This is a genomic window from Cryobacterium gelidum (assembly GCF_004403985.1).
In the GTDB taxonomy this organism is placed as follows: domain Bacteria; phylum Actinomycetota; class Actinomycetes; order Actinomycetales; family Microbacteriaceae; genus Cryobacterium; species Cryobacterium gelidum.
The window spans coordinates 1-19145 of sequence record NZ_SOHL01000020.1; the positions used below are offsets into that span (position 1 = coordinate 1).

Sequence of the window (19145 nt, forward strand, 5' to 3'; positions counted from 1 at the left end):
TCGGACGCACCCGACTTCAGGCCCTACTGGGCTGTCGCTCCGGGGCAACTTGTCTAACTTACCCACCCGGCCAGTCCCTGTCAAATCGGCCACACCCAGCAATTTCCGGCCCCAAAAAGACACCACAAACACTCGGACAACACGACCCAACCAGCAACACACACCCGATGGAGGCTTACAATCCTAGCCCAACACCAGAGAACTTGAAACAAGAACCCAACATTGATCTGACTAGAAGACGGTCCCACGTGAGGCCGAAAAGCACTGCGGCTTTCCGCACCTTTGGGGTACGTATAGATACATTACGGTCCCCCAGCCCACCCGTCAAAACGCCCCCCACCCGGGCGTGTCGCACCCCCAGCAACCACCCCCACCAACACAAACCAGCCCGCGCACCCGGCATCGACCGTTTAGAAAGCCGGTTACGACTCGGGGGCGACGGCCGCGAAGAGTTCGCTCACGGAGTTGTAGTACTTGTCGGTTCTGCCGTTGTGCGTCATTCCGATGCGCAGGCAGACCCGTTGCGACGGGCGATTACTCGGAGTCGTCACGGCAACCACTCGGTCAAGGCCGGTCTTCCAGCCTTCAGCCAGTACAGCTGACGCTGCTTCGGTCGCGTAGCCGTGGTGCCACGCGTTCGGGTGAAAATGCCAGCCGATCTCGGTGTCCCCCGATGGCTCGAGCGGTGTCACCGCGCTCGATGCTGGGATGGACTTGAGCAGCAGATTGCCGAAGATCTCGCCGGTGTCGGCATCCGTTACCGCCCTGATGGCGTGAATGGGATGCTCCATACCCTGCCAGCGCGAGATGACGGCGATCGCCTCGGCCCGGTCGGTCATGACGCGCGGATGCAAGCCGATGTGTTGTTGCACGGACCAGAGCGAGTAGAGCCCGAAAACAAAGTCGGTGTCATCCAGGGTCCAGGGGCGCAGCAGCAGGCGTTCGGTTCGAAGAGTTTCCACGACGTCATCTTGCCACCCGCACCTGCTGACCCCCTGCACCGCACCCGCTGGAACAGCTACTCGACGAAAATCCCCGCGAGCGTCTTCTTGCCACGGCGCAGTACCGCCACTCCCCCGGGAAGCACCGATCCTTCAATGGTCAGGTCGACACTCGTGACCTTTTGGTTGTTCAGGTACACCCCACCCTGCTGCACCGCTCGACGGGCATCGCCGAGACTCTTCGACAGTTCGGTGTCGACGAGCAGCTGCAGCACGGTCGCGTGCGGTGCCGTCGTCGTGTGCGGGAGTTCGCGAAGTGCGGCCTCGAGCGTGTCGGGGTCGAGTTCGGCGAGGTCACCCTGGCCAAAGAGCGCCTCGGCGGCGTGGATGGCCGCATCCGTTGCCGCTTGACCGTGCACAAGGCTGGTCACCTCAAGGGCGAGCCGGCGCTGCGCTTCGCGGCGGAACGGTTCGCTTTCGACGAGCTCGGCGAACCGCTCGATTTCACCACGGGAGAGAAAAGTGAACACCTTCAGCCGAAAGATGACGTCGGCATCGTCGGTGTTGAGCCAGAACTGATAGAAGGCGTACGGGCTGGTGAGGTTCGGGTCGAGCCACACCGCGTTGCCCTCGCTCTTGCCGAACTTGGTGCCGTCGCTGTTGGTGATGAGCGGGGTACCGATGGCGTGCACGGTGCCGCTTTCGGCGCGACGGATGAGATCGGTTCCGCTCGTCAGGTTGCCCCACTGATCGCTGCCGCCGGTTTGCAGCACGCAGCCGTAGCTGCGGAACAGTTCGAGGTAGTCGAGGCCCTGCAGAATCTGGTAACTGAATTCGGTGTAGCTGATGCCAGCGTCGGAATTCAAGCGCGCGCTGACGGCATCCTTCTTGAGCATGGTGCCCACACGGTAGTACTTACCGATTTCGCGTAAGAAATCGATGGCAGACAACGGTGCGGTCCAGTCGAGATTGTTCACCAGGGTGACGGCGTTGTCGCCTTCGGAGCTGAGGAACCGCGAGACCTGCGCCTGCAGGTAGCCAACCCATTCCGCGACGGTGTCCACGGGGGTCAGCGTGCGCTCGGCGGTGGGGCGCGGATCACCGATGAGTCCGGTCGAACCGCCGACCAGTCCCAGCGGATGATGCCCGGCCAGTTGCAAGCGCCGCATCAACAGCAGCTGCACGAGGTTGCCGAGGTGCAGGCTCGGCGCGGTCGGGTCGAATCCGCAGTAATAGGTTATCGGGTCACCATCGAGCAGCGCCTTGAGCTCGGTCTCGTCGGTGGAGACGTGCACGAGGCCGCGCCAGTTGATCTCCTCCCAAACCGAGTCGAAGGAGGGATCATTGGTCTGCTGGGCAAGAATGGTGGGGTCTGACACGCGTTCAGATTACCAGCCGGGTCCGCCGCGCCGAATCGCGCAGTATTCGTTCCCTGGTCAGGCAATCAGGCTGGAGCCTATAATCGGCTTGATTTAGCCTGTGAGCTAAATTACACTGAATGAAGGACGGAGCCTCACACCATGTTTGTTATCACTGCTGACCAGATTGACAGTCGCAACGATCACGATCGGGCGCGCGAGATGATCGCGCGCCTCGTGGCACCGAGTCCGAACGGGTTCAGCTTGCCGCCCGACCAGACTGCCGGCGATGAGATCCAGCTGCTGGTGTCGGAGGCCGAGCCGACACTCGACGCGATACTCGCCCTGCACCGTTCCGGTCATTGGAGCGTCGGGCTCGGCGTGGGCACCGTGCGCACTCCCCTGCCGCCGTCGACCAGGCAGGCCACCGGCGGCGCGTTCATCGCGGCCCGCGACGCCGTGCTGCGGGCGAAAAGAACCGAGGCACACTTTGCCCTCGAAGTCGGTCACACAAATGATGCCTCCCCCGGCATCGAAGCGCTCCTGACCATGCTCCTGCTACTGCGTCAGCGTCGCACCCCCCAGGGCTGGCAGGCCGGCGATCTGTTTGAAAGCGGACTGGCCCAGACCGAAATCGCCGCGTCGCTCGGCATCACCACCGGGGCCGTGAGCCAGCGGCTCAAGGCGGCGCAGTACCGCGTTGAGCAGGCGGCACGGCCGGCGTTGGTTAGGCTGCTGGAGCAGCTCGACCACGGCCCAGACCGTGGCCCGAACGAAACGGACACTACCGCATGACCTTCACCGTTCTCACGTTTCTCTACTGGGTCGCCCTGCTCCTGGTCACGCTCGCCTCGCTCACCTGCGCCGCGATCGCCTTCAAACTGCATCGGCAGCTCTTCGCGATCTGGGCCATGGCCGGTCTCGTCGTTGCCCTCGTGCTCGCCGCGGTGCCCGTTGGCACCGGCCCGAGCGCCTTCGGCATCGTGATCGGCATGCTCGCCCTCGCCCTCGCCGTGATCGGGGGCGGCCCGATCGCTGTGCTGGCGCTCGATCTCGCCACCAACAACTCGGTACCACCGGGCCAGCACGGCGGAATCATGGTGCTCAACGCCGGCAAACCAGCCCCGACCATGGCCGGGGTGAGCGACCTGGAGACCCACGAGGTGCTGCGCGGCGGCGTGACCATCGGCATCCTGGAACGCCTCGCAGTGGCCGGCGCGATCCTGGCCGGTTTTCCCGAAGCGATCGCCGTGGTCGTGGCCATCAAGGGCGTGGGCCGCTTCACTGAGCTGGCCGCGGCCGAATCGCGCGAGCGGTTCATCATCGGCACCCTGTCGAGCCTGATCTGGGCGTGCGCCTGCGCCGCCCTCGTACCGATGGCCCTGGCCTAACGAGCCGGCTTAACTGCGTGCCGGCACAGGTGCGTGCCGGCATAGGCGCGTGCCGGCATAGGCGCGTGCCGCCGAGACGCCGAAAGGATGCCTCCCGGCATCCACAAGCGCCACGGTAGGCGATTCCTCGCCGAAGCCGCTCACGCCGGTGTGTGGCCCGTCACGAAGATCCCGCACCGCACCGGCACGTCGCATCGAACGGTGAGCGGCGCAAACGGCACGGACTACCGGCTAAGCGCGGCCGTCAGGTCGCGTACGCGGGCCACGAGGTGTGCGCGCTGTTCGGCGACGCGCACGGGGGCGGTTCCGCCAGCGCCGTCGCGACTCTCGACCGATCCACGAATGGTGAGCACCTCGCGCACCTGGGGAACGAGGTGCGGCGAGATTGCGAGCAGCGCTTCGTCACTCACCTCGTGCAGGTCGAGCTGGTTGGTTTCGGCGAACTTCACCAGCGAACCCGTGATTTCATGGGCATCGCGGAACGAGACGTGGCGTTTGACCAGCCATTCCGCGACATCCGTTGCGAGGGAGAAACCCTGCGGCGCCAGCTCGGCCATGCGCTCGGTGTGGAAGGTGAGGGTGGCGACCATGCCGGTGAAGGCGGGCAGCAGCACTTCGAGAGTCGTGATCGAATCGAAAACCGGTTCCTTGTCTTCCTGCAGGTCGCGGTTGTAGGCGAGTGGCAGACCCTTGAGCGTGGTCAGCAGCCCGGTGAGGTTGCCGATCATGCGGCCCGATTTGCCGCGGGCCAGCTCGGCAATGTCGGGGTTTTTCTTCTGCGGCATGATCGACGAGCCGGTGGAGTAGGCGTCGTCGAGGGTGACGAAACCGAATTCGCGGGTGTTCCAGAGAATGATCTCTTCGGCCAGCCGCGACATGTCGATGCCGATTTGCGCGGTGATGTAGGCGAATTCCGCGACCAGGTCGCGGCTCGCGGTGCCGTCGATGGAGTTCTCGACCACGGCGGCGAAGCCCAGGTCCACGGCGACGAGATGCGCGTCGAGACCGAGGGTGTTGCCGGCGAGGGCGCCGGAACCATAGGGGGAGGCATCCGCTCGCCGACCCCAGTCCGCGAAGCGGTCGAGGTCACGCACGAGCGGCCAGCAGTGCGCCAACAGGTGGTGCGCGAGCAGCACCGGCTGGGCGTGCTGCAGGTGGGTGCGGCCGGGCATGATGGCGCTTTCGTGCGTTTCAGCCTGGGCCGCGAGGGCATCGATGAGTTCGATGACGAGGGAGGCGAGAATGACGGCGTGGTCGCGCAGCCACATGCGCACGAGCGTCGCGACCTGATCGTTGCGGCTGCGGCCAGCGCGCAGCTTGCCGCCGATCTCGACGCCGATGATTTGGATCAGACCCCGCTCCAGGGCCGAGTGCACGTCTTCGTCGGCCTCCGCCGGAAGAAATTCGCCGGCGAGGACGGCACGCTCGAGCTCTTCGAGCGCGCCGACCATCTGGGTGAGTTCGGTGTCGGTGAGATACCCGGCGGCGGCGAGGGCCCTGGCGTGCGCGCGGCTGCCCTGCAGGTCGTATTCGGCCAGCATCCAGTCGAACTGGGTCGACTTGCTCAGCCGCGCCAGTTCCGGTGACGGTCCCCCGGCGAAACGGCCGCCCCAGAGGGCGCCCGCCGCTCCGGCGCGGTTCGCGTTCTGCTCACTCGACACCGTGGCGCCCTACTTGCCGTTGGCGTCGCGGCGGGCCGCGATCTTGCTCGGCAGCGACCACAGTTCGATGAATCCCTTGGCCATGGACTGGTCGAAGGAGTCGCCGGTGTCGTAGGTGGCGAGGTTGAAGTCGTACAGGCTGGTCGTGCTCGAGCGACCGGTGACGACGGCGGTGCCGGCGTGCATCTTCAAGCGGATATCGCCCGTCACGTGCTTCTGGGTGTCCTCGATGAACACGTCGAGGCTCTTCTTCAGACCCGAGAACCAGAGACCGTCGTAGACGAGCTCGGCCCACTTGCTCTCGACGCCGCGCTTGTAGCGGGCGACGTCACGTTCCACGGTCATGTTCTCGAGTTCCTCGTGGGCGGCAATCAGTGCGATGCCGGCCGGAGCCTCGTAGATCTCGCGGCTCTTGATGCCGACGAGGCGGTCCTCGACGATGTCGATGCGGCCGACACCCTGATCGCCGGCAAGACGGTTCATCAGCTGAATCATCTGCAGCGGGGTGACCTTTTTGCCATCAATGGCAACGGGCACACCCTGCTCGAAGGAGATGACCACCTCGGTGGGGTCCCGGGTGACCGAGGGGTCCTGCGTGTAGGTGTAGAGATCTTCGATCGGCGCGTTCCACGGGTCTTCGAGGAATCCGGTTTCCACGGCGCGACCCCAGACGTTCTGGTCCACCGAGTACGGGCTCTTCTTGGACTGCACGATGGGCAGGTCGTGCTTGGCGGCGTATTCGATGGCTTTGTCGCGGGTCAGTGCGAAGTCCCGCACCGGCGCGAGCGAGGTCAGGTCGGGCGCGAGGGCGGCGACGGCCGCTTCGAACCGAACCTGGTCGTTGCCCTTGCCGGTGCATCCGTGGGCGACGCTGTCGGCGCCGAGCTCCTTGGCGGTGGAGGCCAGGTACTTGGCGATCAACGGACGGCTGATGGCCGAAACGAGCGGGTAGCGCTTCTGATACAGGGCGTTCGCCTTGAGCGTCGGCACGATGTAGTCGTTGGCGAACTCGTCTTTCGCGTCGATGACGATGGACTCGACGGCGCCACAGTCGAGGGCGCGCTGACGGATCACGTCCATGTCTTCGCCCTCCTGACCGACGTCGACGGCGAGGGCTACGACCTCTTTACCGGTGGCATCCTTGAGCCAGCCGATACCGACCGAAGTATCCAGTCCGCCCGAGTATGCGAGTACAACGCGTTCCGCCATGGTTCTCCCTAAATCTTGATCTGTCTAAAGTTTACGTGCTGGGGCGCTAGGCCCGGTCAGGCCGCGTTCCGCGCGAGCAGCCAGACCAGCAAAGCCTTCTGGGCGTGCAGGCGGTTCTCGGCCTCGTCCCAGATGATGCTCTGCGGCCCGTCGATGACGTCGGCGGTCACCTCGTAGCCGCGGTCGGCCGGCAGGCAGTGCATGAAGTGCGCGCCCGGCTTGGCCAGGCCCATCAGAGCAGCGTCGACCCGATACTGACCGAGGTCGCCGAGCCGGGTGGCCTTCTCTTCTTCCTTGCCCATCGAGACCCAGGTGTCGGTGACGACCACGTCGACCCCCGTGACAGCTTCGCGAGGGTCGGTGAACAGGGCGACCGAACCGCCGGTGCGGGCGGCGATGGCCGTCGCATCCGCTACTACCTGGTCGGTCGGGGTGTAGCCCACCGGTGACGCGATGCGCACGTGCATGCCGGCGGTAGCGCCGGCGAGCAGGTAGGACTGGCCCATGTTGCAGGCGCCGTCACCGAGAAAGGCGAGGGTCTGGCCGGCGAGGTCGCCGCGGTGTTCGCGGATGGTGAGCAGGTCGGCGAGCAGCTGGCAGGGGTGGAAGTCATCGCTAAGCGCGTTGATGACGGGCACGGTCGTGCCGAGTGCCATTTCCTCGAGTCCGGCCTGGCCGTAGGTGCGCCAGACAATCGCGGCGACCTGGCGTTCGAGCACGCGGGCCGTGTCGGAGGCGGTCTCCTTGCCACCGAGCTGACTGTTCGCGGTGCTGATGATGAGGGGGCTGCCGCCGAGGTCGGCGATACCGACCGCGAAGGACACCCGGGTGCGCGTTGAGGACTTGTCGAAAATGACCGCGACAGTCTGCGGGCCGGCGAGCGGGCGCACCGCAAATCGGTCACGCTTCAGCTCCAGGGCCAGATCGAGAATCTCGGCCTGTTCGGCCGGGGAGATGTCGTCGTCGCGCAGGAAATGGCGGGTCACGGTGTCACTTTCTCTTGGAGTGTGTTCAAAAGGCAAGCGGATGCCGCTCCCCGGTTAGACCCGCCCGCGCCGCCCGAAGCCTGCGCAAAGTGGGATTCGTCCAGCCTAGAGGCTGGCGAGGGCGCGCCCGAACCGCGCTTGGAAGTCGCCGAGTTCGGCGTCGCCCACGATCAGCGGCGGCGCGATACGAATGCTGGTCTCGTTGGCGGCGTTGACGATGAGACCCTGGGCCAGCGCGGCCGCGCCGAGCTTCAACGCGACCGGTTCGGTCAGCCCGACGCCGAGCAGCAGGCCACGTCCGCGTACCTCTTCGATCAGCGGTGAGTGAAAGCCGAGAATGATCTCGCGCAGCTGGTGACCGCGGCGGGCGGCGTTGGCGGCCAGATCGTCACGTTCGATCACGCCGAGCACGGCGTTGGCGGTCGCCGTCACGAGCGGGTTGCCGGCGAACGTCGAGCCGTGCTGGCCGCGACGGAACAGCTCGGAGGCCCAGCCGAAGGTGACGAGCGCGCCAATGGGGATGCCGCCGCCCATCCCCTTCGCGATGGTGACAGCATCCGGAAGAATGTCAGCATGGTTGTAAGCGAACCAGGCGCCGGTGCGGGCGATGCCGGTCTGGATTTCGTCGAGGACCAGCAGCACGCCGTGCTCGGTGCACAGCTCACGGGCACGCTTAAGGAACCCCTCCGGCAGGTCGATGACGCCCGCCTCGCCCTTGACCGGTTCCAGAAACAGGGCGGCGACGGTGTCGTCGATGGTGGCCTCGAGGGCTGTGATCGTGCTGTCGATGTGTTCGACACCACCGGGCACGGGTTCAAAGGCCTCGCGCATGTGCGGCTTGCCCGAAAGGGCGAGCGCGCCCATCGTGCGACCGTGGAAGGAGTCGTGCAGCGAAATGATGCGGGTGCGGCGGGCGCCCGTCACGTTCAACCTGGCCAGTTTGAACGCAGCCTCGTTGGCCTCCGCGCCGGAATTGCAGAAATAGACGCGGCCCGTGTCGCCGGCGCCGGTGATGCGCTTGAGGCGTTCAGCCAGTTCAATCTGCGGCGGCGTGGCGAAATAGTTGGAGACGTGGCTGATCGTGCCGATCTGCTTGGTGACGGCATCAACGACCTCGGGATGCGCGTGGCCAAGCGAATTCACGGCGATGCCGGCGAGAAAGTCGAGATACTTCGTGCCCTTCTCGTCCCAGACGTAGCAGCCCTCACCGCGCACGAGCATGGCCAGTGGCGGGCTGAACGTGCGCATCATCGAATCGGCGAACCGATCTTGCCAGGGTTTCTCTTCGGGCGTGGTCATGCCGGTACTACCTCCGTGCCGATGCCGCTTCCAGTGAAAATTTCGAGCAGGATCGAGTGCGGCACTCGCCCGTCGATGATCGCGGCCTTGGCGACGCCACCGTCGACGGCATCGAGGCAGGCCGTCATCTTGGGAATCATGCCCGATTCCAGCTCGGGCAGCAGACCGCGCAACTCGAGCACATTGATGATCGACACGAGCGAATCCCGGTTCGGCCAGTCGCGATAGAGCCCGGCGACGTCGGTGAGAATCACTAGCTTGGCCGCGCCCAGCGCGATCGCGAGCGCGGCAGCAGCAGCGTCGGCGTTGACGTTGAGGGACTGGCCCGGAACATCCATATCGGGAGCGATCGAGGAGACCACCGGTATGCGGCCGGCCGCGAGCTGGGCGAGCACCGCTTCCGGGTCGACGCCGATGACATCGCCGACGAGCCCGAGATCGACCTCTTCGCCGTCGACGACCACGCCGCGCCGACGCCCGCGAAACAGGCCGGCGTCTTCACCGGAGAGTCCGGCGGCGAGCGGGCCGTGCTGGTTGATGTGGCTGACCAGGTCACGGTTGATCTGGCCGGTGAGCACCATGCGCACCACGTCCATCGCTTCGGGCGTGGTCACCCGGTAGCCGCCACGAAACTCGCTCTCGATGCCGAGGCGCGCCAGCATGGCCGAGATCTGCGGGCCGCCGCCGTGCACCACGACCGGTCGGATGCCCGCATACCGCAGGTAGACCATGTCTTCGGCGAAGGCGCGTTGCAGTTCTTCGCTCACCATGGCGTTGCCGCCGAACTTCACGACAATGATCTGGTCGTGAAAGCGCTTGAGCCACGGTAACGCTTCGATCAGCGTCGCCGCTTTGACGGATGCTTCGGCCTGGCTGGTCTCGTCGGCTGCGGCAGCCGGGGTGTCGATGTCGGTCATGATCAGCTTGAGTATGCGCTGTTCTCTTCGACATAGTCGTGGGTGAGGTCGTTGGTCCACAGGGTGGCGGTTGCGCTGCCGGCATGCAGGTCGATGAGCACAGTCACGCCGCGGCCCGAGAGGTCGACGAGTTCGCGCGGCTGGTCGGGCTCGCCCGCGGTACACACCTGAACGCCGTTGATGGCGACATCGATGCCGTACGGGTCGAAGGCGGCGTCGTCGACCGGCACCGTTCCGACGGCGGCGAGCACGCGGCCCCAGTTCGGGTCGTTGCCGAAGATGGCCGACTTGAACAGGTTGCTGCGCGAGACAGCACGGGCCACGGTCACCGCCTCATCGTCGGAGACCGCGTTGGTGACGGTGATCGCCACGTCGTGCGCGGCACCCTCGGCGTCTCCCTGTAACTGCAAGACGAGGTCGCGGCAGATCTCGATGAGGGCGATGCTGAATTCGTCCTTGTCGGCGGCGACGCCGCTCGCACCGGAGCAGAGCAGGCTCACGGTGTCGTTGGTCGACATGCAGCCGTCGGAATCGAGGCGATCGAAGGTGACCCGGGTCGCCGCGCGAAGCGCCGTGTCGAGGTCGGCCGAGTCGAGCACGGCGTCGGTCGTGATGACCACGAGCATCGTGGCCAGGCCCGGAGCGAGCATGCCGGCACCCTTGGCCATGGCGCCAATGCTCCAACCGGCGGCAGAGGTGTGCGCGGCCTGCTTGGGGCGGGTATCGGTGGTCATGATCGCCTGCGCGGCCAGGAGGCCGGCGGCGGGCGTGGTTGCGGCATCCGTTTTGAGGAAGAGGGTGGCGTCCCACACTCCGGCGGTGAGGAGGTCGAGGTCGAGCTGTTCACCGATCAGGCCGGTGGAACAGACCAAAACGTCCCCTGAGGAGATGTCGAGGCGGGTCGCGACAGCTTCGGCGGTGGCGTGCGTGGTCTGAAAGCCGATGCTGCCGGTATAGCAGTTGGCGCCGCCGGAGTTGAGTACGATCGCGCTGACCCGGCCGTCGCTCATGACTTGGGTGCTCCAGATGACGGGGTTGGCCTGGCAGCGGTTGCTGGTGAACACCGTCGCGGCGTTCTGCAGCGGACCGAGGTTGTGCACGAGGGCGAGGTCGAGCCCGCCGGACTTCTTCAAGCCGGCGGTGACGCCGGCAGCAGCAAAACCGGCGGGAAGGGTGACACTCACGGAGCAACTCCATTCATGGCCAGACCGAGCGTTTCGGTCAGGCCGAGGGCAATGTTGGCGGACTGGATGGCGGCGCCGGCGGTGCCCTTGACAAGATTGTCGATGGCCGTAACCGTGACAACGCGGCCGGCTGCTTCATCGACGACCAGTCCGATCAGCGCGGTGTTGGCACCGAGAACGTCAGCCGTGCGCGGAAAATGTCCCTCAGGGAGCAGGTGCACGAAGGGTTCATCGGCGTAGGCACTCTCCCAGGCGGCCCGCACGGCGGCGGCGCTTGTTCCGGGTACCAGCCGGGCGGTCGACGTGGCGAGGATGCCGCGCGACATGGGCACGATCACCGGTGTGAACGAGATGGTGGCGTCGGTAGCGCTTCCGGCCCAACGCAACGACTGCACGATCTCGGGAATGTGCCGGTGGGTGCCGCCGACGTCGTAGGGGTTGGCCGAGCCGAGGATCTCGGCCGCGAGGTTGGCCACTTTGAGGCTCTTGCCAGCACCGCTGGGGCCGACCGCGAGTACGGCGACGAGGTCCTGCGCCTGGATCACGCCGGCGTGGATGCCGGGGGCCAGTGCGAGGGCGACCGTGCTGGCGTTGCAGCCGGGCGCGGCGATACGGCGCGCGCCGACGAGGCGGCTGCGCTGCTTGCCTTCAGACGTGGAAAGTTCAGGCACGCCGTAGGTCCACGCGCCGAAGTAGTCCCCGCCATAGAACGCGGCCCAGTCGTCGGGGTTCTCGAGGCGGTGGTCGGCGCCGCAGTCCACCACGAGGGTATCCTTCGGCAGGTGCGCCGTCAGCTCGCCGGATTTTCCATGCGGCAGGGCAACGAAGACCACGTCGTGCCCGCTGAGATTCTCCGGTGTCGTATCGACGAGCACCAGGTGGGCGAGGGAACGCAGCTGCGGTTGCAGGTCGACCAGGCGCTGCCCGGCGTTGCTGTGCGCGGTGACCGTGCGCACCTCAAATTCAGGGTGACCGGCGAGCAGCCGCAGCAGTTCGCCGCCCGCATACCCGCTCGCGCCTGCCACTGCCACCGAAAAAACCATGGGTTAAACCTAGCGCGGCCCCGGCGGCCCCGTTTCCGCGCTCGCGCGGGGCGTCACGCGTGCGGCGGGTATCCGTTGGCCGTCGCTGCCCTCGGTAGAGTTCGGGCACCCCCTTTGGTTCGCGGCACCCCCTTTTGGTTCGCGGCACCCCCAACTAGAAGTGCCGGTTTCCCCAATGAGTGCCGCGGCGACGGATGCCGCGGGCCGGCCCCCAGGCGCGACTCGCGGCACGCGTTAGTGTTTGCGGCACCCCTGACACCAAGCGCCCGCGTCCCGAACGAGTGCCACGAGAGTCGGAGCATCCGCTCTCTGCACAGTGCATGCCCGTGCCGAGTTCCACACAGTTGTTGCGCCAAACGAGGACCGGCTCCCGTTCTGCGGCAGGGTGGGGACATGTTGGAGGCCTTGGAAACGCAGGATGTGCTCGGCGACGGCCTCATCACGGCCGATGCCCTCCGTGTGGCCGGTATGAATGCGCACGCCGTGGACCTGCTGGTGAGACGCGGCGAGCTCCGGCGTCTTCGACGCGGTTGGTACGCCCTCGGCGCAAAGTGGCAGGCGTGTGGTCTCGATGGGCAATACCGCCTGTTCGCGCGTGCCACTGCCGGTGCGGCCAAACGACCATTCGTGCTTTCGCATCATTCCGCCGCGGCCATGCACGGACTGCCGATGATTGGCGCCTGGCCCGCCACGGTGCATGCCCTCGTCCCCGATGCCCATGGCGGCAGCAGTCAGCGCCTCCTCACCACGCATCGCGCCGTCGCCGATCCGAATGCAACACTTATCACCGGTGTCGCGGTGACCAGCCTCGCCCGTACCCTTGTCGATATGGCTGCTGGGGGCAGTTTTCTTGCCGGAGTGACAATGATCGACCACGTGCTCCACCAGGAGAGCAGGCGGGTGGTGCCCGGCACGGGGAATCCGGGCGTTCCGGCGATCACGAAGGCGGTGCTCTTCGCGGAACTGGACGCGGTGCGTCCCCGTACGGGGCGGCAGGCCGCCGAGCGGGCCATCACCTTTGCCGACGAACTCTCGGCCAACGCTGGCGAGTCACTCAGCAGAGTGCGGTTCGAGGAACTGAAGTTCGAGATTCCCGAACTGCAGGTGCGTTTCGACGTCGCTGGCCGCTCGTACTTCGTGGACTACTTTTGGCGGGGTGTGCGCAAGATCGGAGAGTTTGACGGGCACATCAAGTACACCCGCGCGGCGGTCATGAACGGGAAGGACGTGGTGGGGGTGGTCGTGGCTGAGAAGGATCGGGAGAGCGCACTTCGCCCATTTGTGACCAGTTTCAACCGGTGGGGGTGGAACCTGGCCCTCAACGCCGTCGAGTTCTACCGGTTCCTCTGCGAAAAGGGTGTACCGCGCGCCCGCTGACGCTGCACCCTGCGTTCGCGGCGCCCGTTGCGGTTCGCGGCAACTACAGAGGTTCGCGGCACCCCTTGGGGTCCGCGGCACCCGTTGGGGTTCGCGGCACCCGTTGGAGTTCGCGGCACCTCCAGAGGCTCGCGCCACCCGTCGGGGTTCGCGGCACCTCCGGAGGTTCGCGGCACCCCTGGCAACGAGTGCCCGCGTCCCGAACGAGTGCCACCACAAGCGGATCCCGCGCGTCCACCTGATGGGGACGACTCACGGCACTCGTCACAGTTCGCGGCACCCCGGGCACTGAGTGCCCACCTCCCGGACGAGTGCCGCGACCAGCGGATGCCGCGGGACGCGGGCATCCGCTGCACGCGAGACACAGGCCCCGGCGGCCTATTCGCGCAGGGTTGCTCCGAAGCGATCCGCGGCGACCGCGACGCCGGACAGGCGCGCAGCGCTCGCCTCGGCAGCGGTCAGCGTGCGCTCCGTGCCGCGAAAACGCAGCGCAAAGGTGAGCGATTTCCGACCGGGTTCAACGCCGGCGCCGCGGTAGTCGTCGACCAGCTCGATGCTCTCGAGCAGGTCACCGGCGCCCTCGGCTACGGCCGCGCGCAGGGCCGCAGCCGGTACGGATGCCGAGACGACGAGCGACAGGTCCTGCGTGGCTGCCGGCATCGTGCGAATCGGCGTGACAGTGAGGTCCTCGGCAGCGTGCAAGAAGACGAGCGCAAGGTTGATCTCCGCGACGGCGACGACAGCGGGCAGGTCGTAGTCGTCGGCGACTGCCGGCAGCAGTTCGCCGGCGAATCCGACGGACACCGTCGAGGCCGCGGCTGTCGCAGCGCCGGTGACGGTGACGAAAAGCTCCGCGGTACGACCCGGGTGCATCGCCGGGTGCAGGCCTTGGCGCACCTCGATGCGCGCGCCGGTGGCCAACGCCACTTGCTGCACGGCGGCCAGCGCCGACTGCCAGCCGGCGGGGACAGCGGGCTGTCCCGGCTGGTGCCGCACGTCGTTGCCGACGAGGACGACCCCGACCAGGAGTGGTTGCGGCACAATTCCCGCGTTCAGCGCCGCCTCAGCCTCATCGCTCGGGCGCGTCGCTCCGGCGGGGAGCACGGCCGTGCCGTAGGTCATCCCGGCTTGGGGGCGAAAGACCAGTCCCTGCTCGTAGATAGCGACATCGACCAGGCCGCGTGAGCGGTTGCGGTGCGCGATCTGCAACATGCCCGGCAGCATCGAGGTGCGCAGGAACGGCGCTTCGCCGTCAAGCGAGTTGGCGACCTTCATCTGCGGCACCGAAACCGGCACAGCGGATGCCGCGCCCGGGCCGGCCACGGTCGCGCCGGCATCCGCTTCAGTCGACATCACGGCCACGCCGAACAGGTTGTTCGCCTGCTCCGACACGAACGGGTAGGTCAAGACTTCGGTGTGACCGGTGGCGGCCAGGGTCTGCGCGACGGTCCGGCGCAAAGTCTGCGTGCGGGTCAGGCCGCGGCCGGGCGGGGCGACGGGCAGCACGGAGGGGATGCGGTCGTAGCCGACGATGCGGGCGACCTCCTCGGCGAGCGTCCACTTGTCGGTGAGGTCGGGGCGCCAGCTCGGCGGGGTGACCTGCAGGTCGCCGTCGGCTTCGACTAACGAAGCTCCGACGTCGACGAGGGCATCGCGCACCTCGTCGCCGGTGTAATCGAGGCCGATGAGGCCCGACACGAACCCGGTCGGCAGCAGAATCGGTTGTGGGGCCGGAGCCTCGTCGTAGACCGATCCGAGGTCGTCGGCGGCTCCTCCGGCAAGGTCGACGAGCAGCTGCACCACGCGGGCGGCGGCAACGGCAGCAACGCGGGGGTCGACGCCGCGTTCGAACCGTTTGCTCGCCTCGCTCGGCAGCTTGTGGCGGCGGGCCGAGCGTGCGATCGACACCGGGTCGAAGTTGGCGGCCTCGACGAGCACGTTGACGGTCTGCGCGGTGATCTCGGTGCTCGCCCCACCCATCACGCCAGCCAGGCCGATCGGCCCGGATTCGTCGGTGATCAGCAGATCCTCGACGTTGAGCGTGCGGGAGACCGCGTCGAGCGTCGTGAATTTCTCCCCGGCGGTCGCGCGCCGCACGATGATTCCGCCGGCCAGCTTGTCGAGGTCGTAGCCGTGCAACGGCTGACCGAGCTCGAACATCACATAGTTGGTGACGTCGACGATGAGGGAGATCGAGCGGATGCCGACCAGCCCGAGCCGGGCGATCATCCACGCCGGGGTCGGGCGGGTCGGGTCGACGCCGCGCACGACGCGGGTGACGAACACGGTCGCGCCGGTTTGCTCGCGAATCGGAGCCTGGTCGTCGATCGTGACGGGGAACCGGGTGACCGGCGCCACCACGGTCAGGGCGAGCGCAGGGTCGCGAAACGGCACGCCGGTGGCGTGCGAGTATTCGCGGGCGACGCCTCGAATGGAGAAGGCGTAGCCGCGGTCGGGGGTGACGTTGATCTCGACGGCGCTGTCATCCAGGCCGAGCAGGGCAATCGCATCCGTTCCGACCGGGGCGTCGATGCCAAGGTTCTTCAGCAGCAGAATGCCGTCGTGCTCGTCGCCGAGGCCGAGCTCACGGGCCGAGGCGATCATGCCGTCGGACGTGTGGCCGTAGGTTTTGCGCGCGGCGATGGGAAAGGGGCCCGGCAGCGAAGCGCCGGGCAGGGTCACGACGACCTTGTCGCCGACGGCGAAATTGTGTGCGCCGCAGACGATGCCATGGATGGCCGGGCCGCCGTCGGCGGCGAGTTCGTCGCCCGGCGCAACTCGCACCTGGCACCAGTTGATGGTCTTGCCGTTGGTCTGCTCTTCGCCCACGAAGTCGAGCACTTCGCCGACCACGATCGGTCCGGACACCTCGAAGCGGTGGATGTCTTCCTCTTCGAGGCCGACGCTCACGAGGGCAGCATGGACGTCTTCCGGCGTGGTGCCGGGGGCGAGGTCGACGAATTCGCCGAGCCAGGAAAGTGGCACCCGCATCAGACCGTCATCCCATACTGCTGGCTGAACCGAATATCGCCTTCGACCATGTCGTGCATGTCCTTTACGTCATTTCTAAACATCACTGCTCGTTCCACGCCCACACCGAACGCGAATCCGGAGTACACCTCGGGGTCGATGCCGGCCGAGCGCAGCACGTTGGCGTGCACCATGCCGCAGCCGCCCCACTCGATCCAGCGTGCGCCGTCTTTGAAGGTGGGGTGCCAGACGTCGAGCTCGGCGCTCGGCTCGGTGAACGGAAAGTAGTTCGGGCGCAGCCGCACCTTGGCTTCTGGACCGAACAGGGCCTGCACGAAGTGGTCGAGAGTGCCGCGCAGGTTGGCCATGGTGAGGCCCTTGTCGATGGCGATGCCCTCGATCTGGTGAAAGACCGGTGTGTGTGTTGCGTCGAGTTCGTCGGTGCGAAAAACGCGTCCGGGCGCGACCACGTACACCGGCAGTTCCCGGCTGAGTAACGCGCGCAGCTGCACGGGTGAGGTCTGCGTGCGTAGAACGAGGTGCGCATCCGTCGGTTCGACGAAAAAGGTGTCCTGCATGGCGCGGGCCGGGTGGTCCTCATCGAAGTTGAGTCCGTCGAAGTTGAACCATTCGCTCTCGAGCTCCGGCCCTTCGGCCACCTCCCAGCCCATGGCCACGAAGACGTCGGCTGCCCGCTCGGTGAGCAGCGAGATCGGATGCCGCGCCCCAGGCTTCCACGCGGACGCTGCGGCAGTCACGTCGACCGTTTCGGCGAGCAGCCGGGCGGCCGCTTCAGCGGTGCCGATCTCGTCTTCACGAGCGGTCAACGCCTTCGTGACGGCGCCGCGCGCCTGGCCGACGAGCTTGCCGGCTGCAGCCTTCTGGTTGCCGGGCACGCTGCGCATCAGGGCATTGAGCTTCGACAGCGGCGAGGACTCCCCCGCGTGCTCACTGCGCACGCGCCTGAGGGCGGCAGTCGTGTCGGCGGCAGCAATGGCGGCCAGAGCGGCGTCAACCGCGGCGTTGACGGCGGCTTCGGAGATCAACGGCTCTGCTGGCTCGACTGACGTGGTGGGCTCTGGGGGAACGCTGGGATCAGACACAAGGCTCAAGTTTAGCGGCCTTAGACGACGCCACCGGCCGTGCTCTGAGCGCCCAGTGCGTTCGAGTAGATCAGGTTGGGGTCGGCCGGTTTCGACGGCGGCGCGGTCGAGCCTGTCGGCTTGACCCCACCACCGTTCGAGCCGGTGCGACGAGCGATCACGCGGGCGAGCCAGGACAGCGACAGGTTCATCGCGAGGTAGATCGCGAGCACGATGAAGAAGAACGAGAACGAGTATCGGTTGCCGAAGAACTGCGACAGGTTGTAGTTTCCGCTGCGCAACAGCTCGTTATACCCGACGACGAAGGCCAGGGACGTGTCCTTCAGCAGCACGACGAGCTGCGCGATGATGATCGGCAGCATCTGGCGGAACGCTTGCGGAAACTCGATACGAAACCTGGTCGCGATCGGCGTGAGGCCGATGGCAAGGCCCGCTTCGCGTTGACCGCTCGGCAGCGCCTTGATACCGGCGCGAAGCGCCTCCCCGATGATGGCGCCGTTGTAGACGGCCAAGGCAGCGACTCCCGCCCAGAACGACCCGGTCGAGAACACCAACAAGATGAAAAGCATCATGAGCAGCACGGGCATGCCGCGGAAGAATTCCAGGATCACCGTGGTGGGAACGCGCACCCAGGCGTTTTCCGATGCCCGGCCGAAGGAGAAGAGGATGCCGATCACGAGGGCCAGGATGGCGGCCACAGCGGCCATGCGCAGCGTGTTCAGCGCGCCGATGCCCAGAGTTCGCCACACCTGCAGGTCGTTGAAGACATCCCACCGGGACGCGTCCCAGAGCCCGGGCTGCACCGCACCGTTGGCGCTGGCTTTGGGCAGTCCGAGCACGACGACGAGAGCGATCAGAGCCGCGACGATGAGCACGATGCCGAAGACTGAGATGACTCTGGACCGGGCCCGCGCTTTGGGGCCAGGAACGTCGTAGAGTACGGAGGTCATCGGAGTACCGCCACCTTCTTCTCGATCCGTCCGGCAATGACGCCGAGCGGGATGGTGATGATGAGGTAAAACACAGCGACCGCGAGCAGGATCGCGATGACGGCATCGCCACGCTCATTGGTTATCTGCCGCGCAGCTCCAAAGAGCTCAAACACGAAGAAAGCACCGGCGACCGAGGTGTTCTTGGCGAGGGCAATGAAGACGTTGATCAGCGGCGGAACAACCATGCGAATGGCCTGCGGCATGACGATGAACGACAGAGTCTGCCCGAAGGTCAGGCCGATACTGCGCGCAGCCTCGGCCTGACCGACGTGGACACCGTTGACGCCCGAACGCAAGGCTTCGGCGACGAATGGCGAGGTGTAGACCGTCAGGCCGATCGCGGCCAGTTGAAAGTAGCCCGGGCTGAACTGCAGGTACGGAAGTAAGTACGCGCAGAAGAACAGCACGAGGGTGAGCGGAGTGTTGCGCACGATCTCGGTGTAGATCGTCGCGAAGGCACGAAACGATCCCACGGGCGAGATGCGCATCGCTGCGATGACGATGCCGAGGATGAATGCGCCGATCCCGGCGAGGGCGAGGAGGCCCAGGGTGTTCCGGAAGCCTTCCAGGAACGTCGGCAGGTTGTCGATAACTGCGTCCACAACTCACCTCCTCTTCTTCTGTCTGTGGTGAAACACGTGTTCTGGGTCGAATACTCACCGGGATGGCCCGTCCGATAACGAACGGGCCATCCTGGCTTAGTGCGCGTGCCGC

Annotated in this window: 16 protein-coding genes; 3 read left to right on the top strand and 13 right to left on the bottom strand. The window is 66.3% G+C overall.

What is annotated here, in order from left to right:
• Positions 1-422 precede the first annotated feature (422 nt).
• Together E3T50_RS11200 and tyrS are read right to left on the bottom strand one after the other, a co-directional pair.
• Positions 423-962, bottom strand: coding sequence for a GNAT family N-acetyltransferase (locus tag E3T50_RS11200; RefSeq protein ID WP_134551911.1), 540 nt, complete (start codon positions 960-962; stop codon positions 423-425).
• A gap of 56 nt (positions 963-1018) precedes the next feature.
• Positions 1019-2320 carry a tyrosine--tRNA ligase gene (gene tyrS / locus E3T50_RS11205; protein ID WP_134551913.1) on the bottom strand — a complete coding sequence of 434 codons (1302 nt, stop codon included), beginning with the start codon at positions 2318-2320 and terminating at the stop codon, positions 1019-1021.
• 141 nt (positions 2321-2461) lie between these two features.
• On the opposite strand from tyrS, the gene E3T50_RS11210 reads away from it, so the two are divergent.
• Both E3T50_RS11210 and E3T50_RS11215 read left to right on the top strand, forming a co-directional pair.
• The gene (locus E3T50_RS11210) at positions 2462-3094 is read left to right on the top strand and encodes an RNA polymerase sigma factor sigma-70 region 4 domain-containing protein (RefSeq protein ID WP_134459844.1); all 633 of its coding nucleotides are present in this window, start codon (positions 2462-2464) and stop codon (positions 3092-3094) included.
• Positions 3091-3690 carry a hypothetical protein gene (locus tag E3T50_RS11215; RefSeq protein WP_134459847.1) on the top strand — a complete coding sequence of 200 codons (600 nt, stop codon included), beginning with the start codon at positions 3091-3093 and terminating at the stop codon, positions 3688-3690. Before E3T50_RS11210 ends, E3T50_RS11215 begins: the two co-directional genes overlap by 4 nt.
• Positions 3691-3914: 224 nt before the next feature.
• Here E3T50_RS11215 and argH read toward each other — a convergent pair whose 3' ends face one another.
• The 7 genes from argH to argC all read right to left on the bottom strand — a co-directional run bounded on the left by argH (position 3915) and on the right by argC (position 11989).
• The gene (gene argH / locus E3T50_RS11220; RefSeq protein WP_134551915.1) at positions 3915-5351 is read right to left on the bottom strand and encodes an argininosuccinate lyase; all 1437 of its coding nucleotides are present in this window, start codon (positions 5349-5351) and stop codon (positions 3915-3917) included.
• 9 nt (positions 5352-5360) lie between these two features.
• The gene (locus E3T50_RS11225; protein ID WP_134551917.1) at positions 5361-6560 is read right to left on the bottom strand and encodes an argininosuccinate synthase; all 1200 of its coding nucleotides are present in this window, start codon (positions 6558-6560) and stop codon (positions 5361-5363) included.
• Positions 6561-6616: 56 nt separating this feature from the next.
• A complete protein-coding gene (argF, locus tag E3T50_RS11230; protein ID WP_134459856.1) occupies positions 6617-7546 on the bottom strand; it encodes an ornithine carbamoyltransferase in 930 nt (309 codons plus the stop codon).
• Between the two features lie 105 nt (positions 7547-7651).
• Positions 7652-8845 carry an acetylornithine transaminase gene (locus E3T50_RS11235; protein WP_134551919.1) on the bottom strand — a complete coding sequence of 398 codons (1194 nt, stop codon included), beginning with the start codon at positions 8843-8845 and terminating at the stop codon, positions 7652-7654.
• Positions 8842-9762, bottom strand: a complete 921-nt coding sequence (gene argB / locus E3T50_RS11240; RefSeq protein WP_134551920.1) for an acetylglutamate kinase — start codon at positions 9760-9762, stop codon at positions 8842-8844. Before argB ends, E3T50_RS11235 begins: the two co-directional genes overlap by 4 nt.
• A gap of 2 nt (positions 9763-9764) precedes the next feature.
• Positions 9765-10946, bottom strand: coding sequence for a bifunctional glutamate N-acetyltransferase/amino-acid acetyltransferase ArgJ (gene argJ / locus E3T50_RS11245; protein WP_134551922.1), 1182 nt, complete (start codon positions 10944-10946; stop codon positions 9765-9767).
• Positions 10943-11989: an N-acetyl-gamma-glutamyl-phosphate reductase gene (argC, locus tag E3T50_RS11250; RefSeq protein WP_134551924.1), complete on the bottom strand. Its 1047-nt coding sequence runs from the start codon at positions 11987-11989 to the stop codon at positions 10943-10945. The genes argJ and argC overlap by 4 nt, the downstream gene beginning before the upstream one ends.
• A gap of 393 nt (positions 11990-12382) precedes the next feature.
• Here argC and E3T50_RS11255 point away from each other — a divergent pair, with 393 nt between their 5' ends.
• Positions 12383-13366: a type IV toxin-antitoxin system AbiEi family antitoxin domain-containing protein gene (locus tag E3T50_RS11255; protein WP_134551926.1), complete on the top strand. Its 984-nt coding sequence runs from the start codon at positions 12383-12385 to the stop codon at positions 13364-13366.
• Positions 13367-13744: 378 nt separating this feature from the next.
• On the opposite strand, the gene pheT is transcribed toward E3T50_RS11255, so the two are convergent.
• Genes pheT through E3T50_RS11275 form a run of 4 tightly spaced genes read right to left on the bottom strand, consistent with a single transcriptional unit; the run spans position 13745 to position 19033 of the window.
• Positions 13745-16357, bottom strand: coding sequence for a phenylalanine--tRNA ligase subunit beta (gene pheT / locus E3T50_RS11260; RefSeq protein WP_134551928.1), 2613 nt, complete (start codon positions 16355-16357; stop codon positions 13745-13747).
• Positions 16357-17439, bottom strand: a complete 1083-nt coding sequence (gene pheS, locus E3T50_RS11265; protein ID WP_134551930.1) for a phenylalanine--tRNA ligase subunit alpha — start codon at positions 17437-17439, stop codon at positions 16357-16359. The genes pheT and pheS overlap by 1 nt, the downstream gene beginning before the upstream one ends.
• Before the next feature lie 20 nt (positions 17440-17459).
• Complete coding sequence (locus E3T50_RS11270) at positions 17460-18389, bottom strand: amino acid ABC transporter permease (RefSeq protein ID WP_134551932.1); 930 nt, start codon at positions 18387-18389, stop codon at positions 17460-17462.
• Entirely contained in the window at positions 18386-19033 is a 648-nt protein-coding gene (locus tag E3T50_RS11275; protein WP_134551934.1) for an amino acid ABC transporter permease, read from the bottom strand. Before E3T50_RS11275 ends, E3T50_RS11270 begins: the two co-directional genes overlap by 4 nt.
• Positions 19034-19145 lie beyond the last annotated feature (112 nt).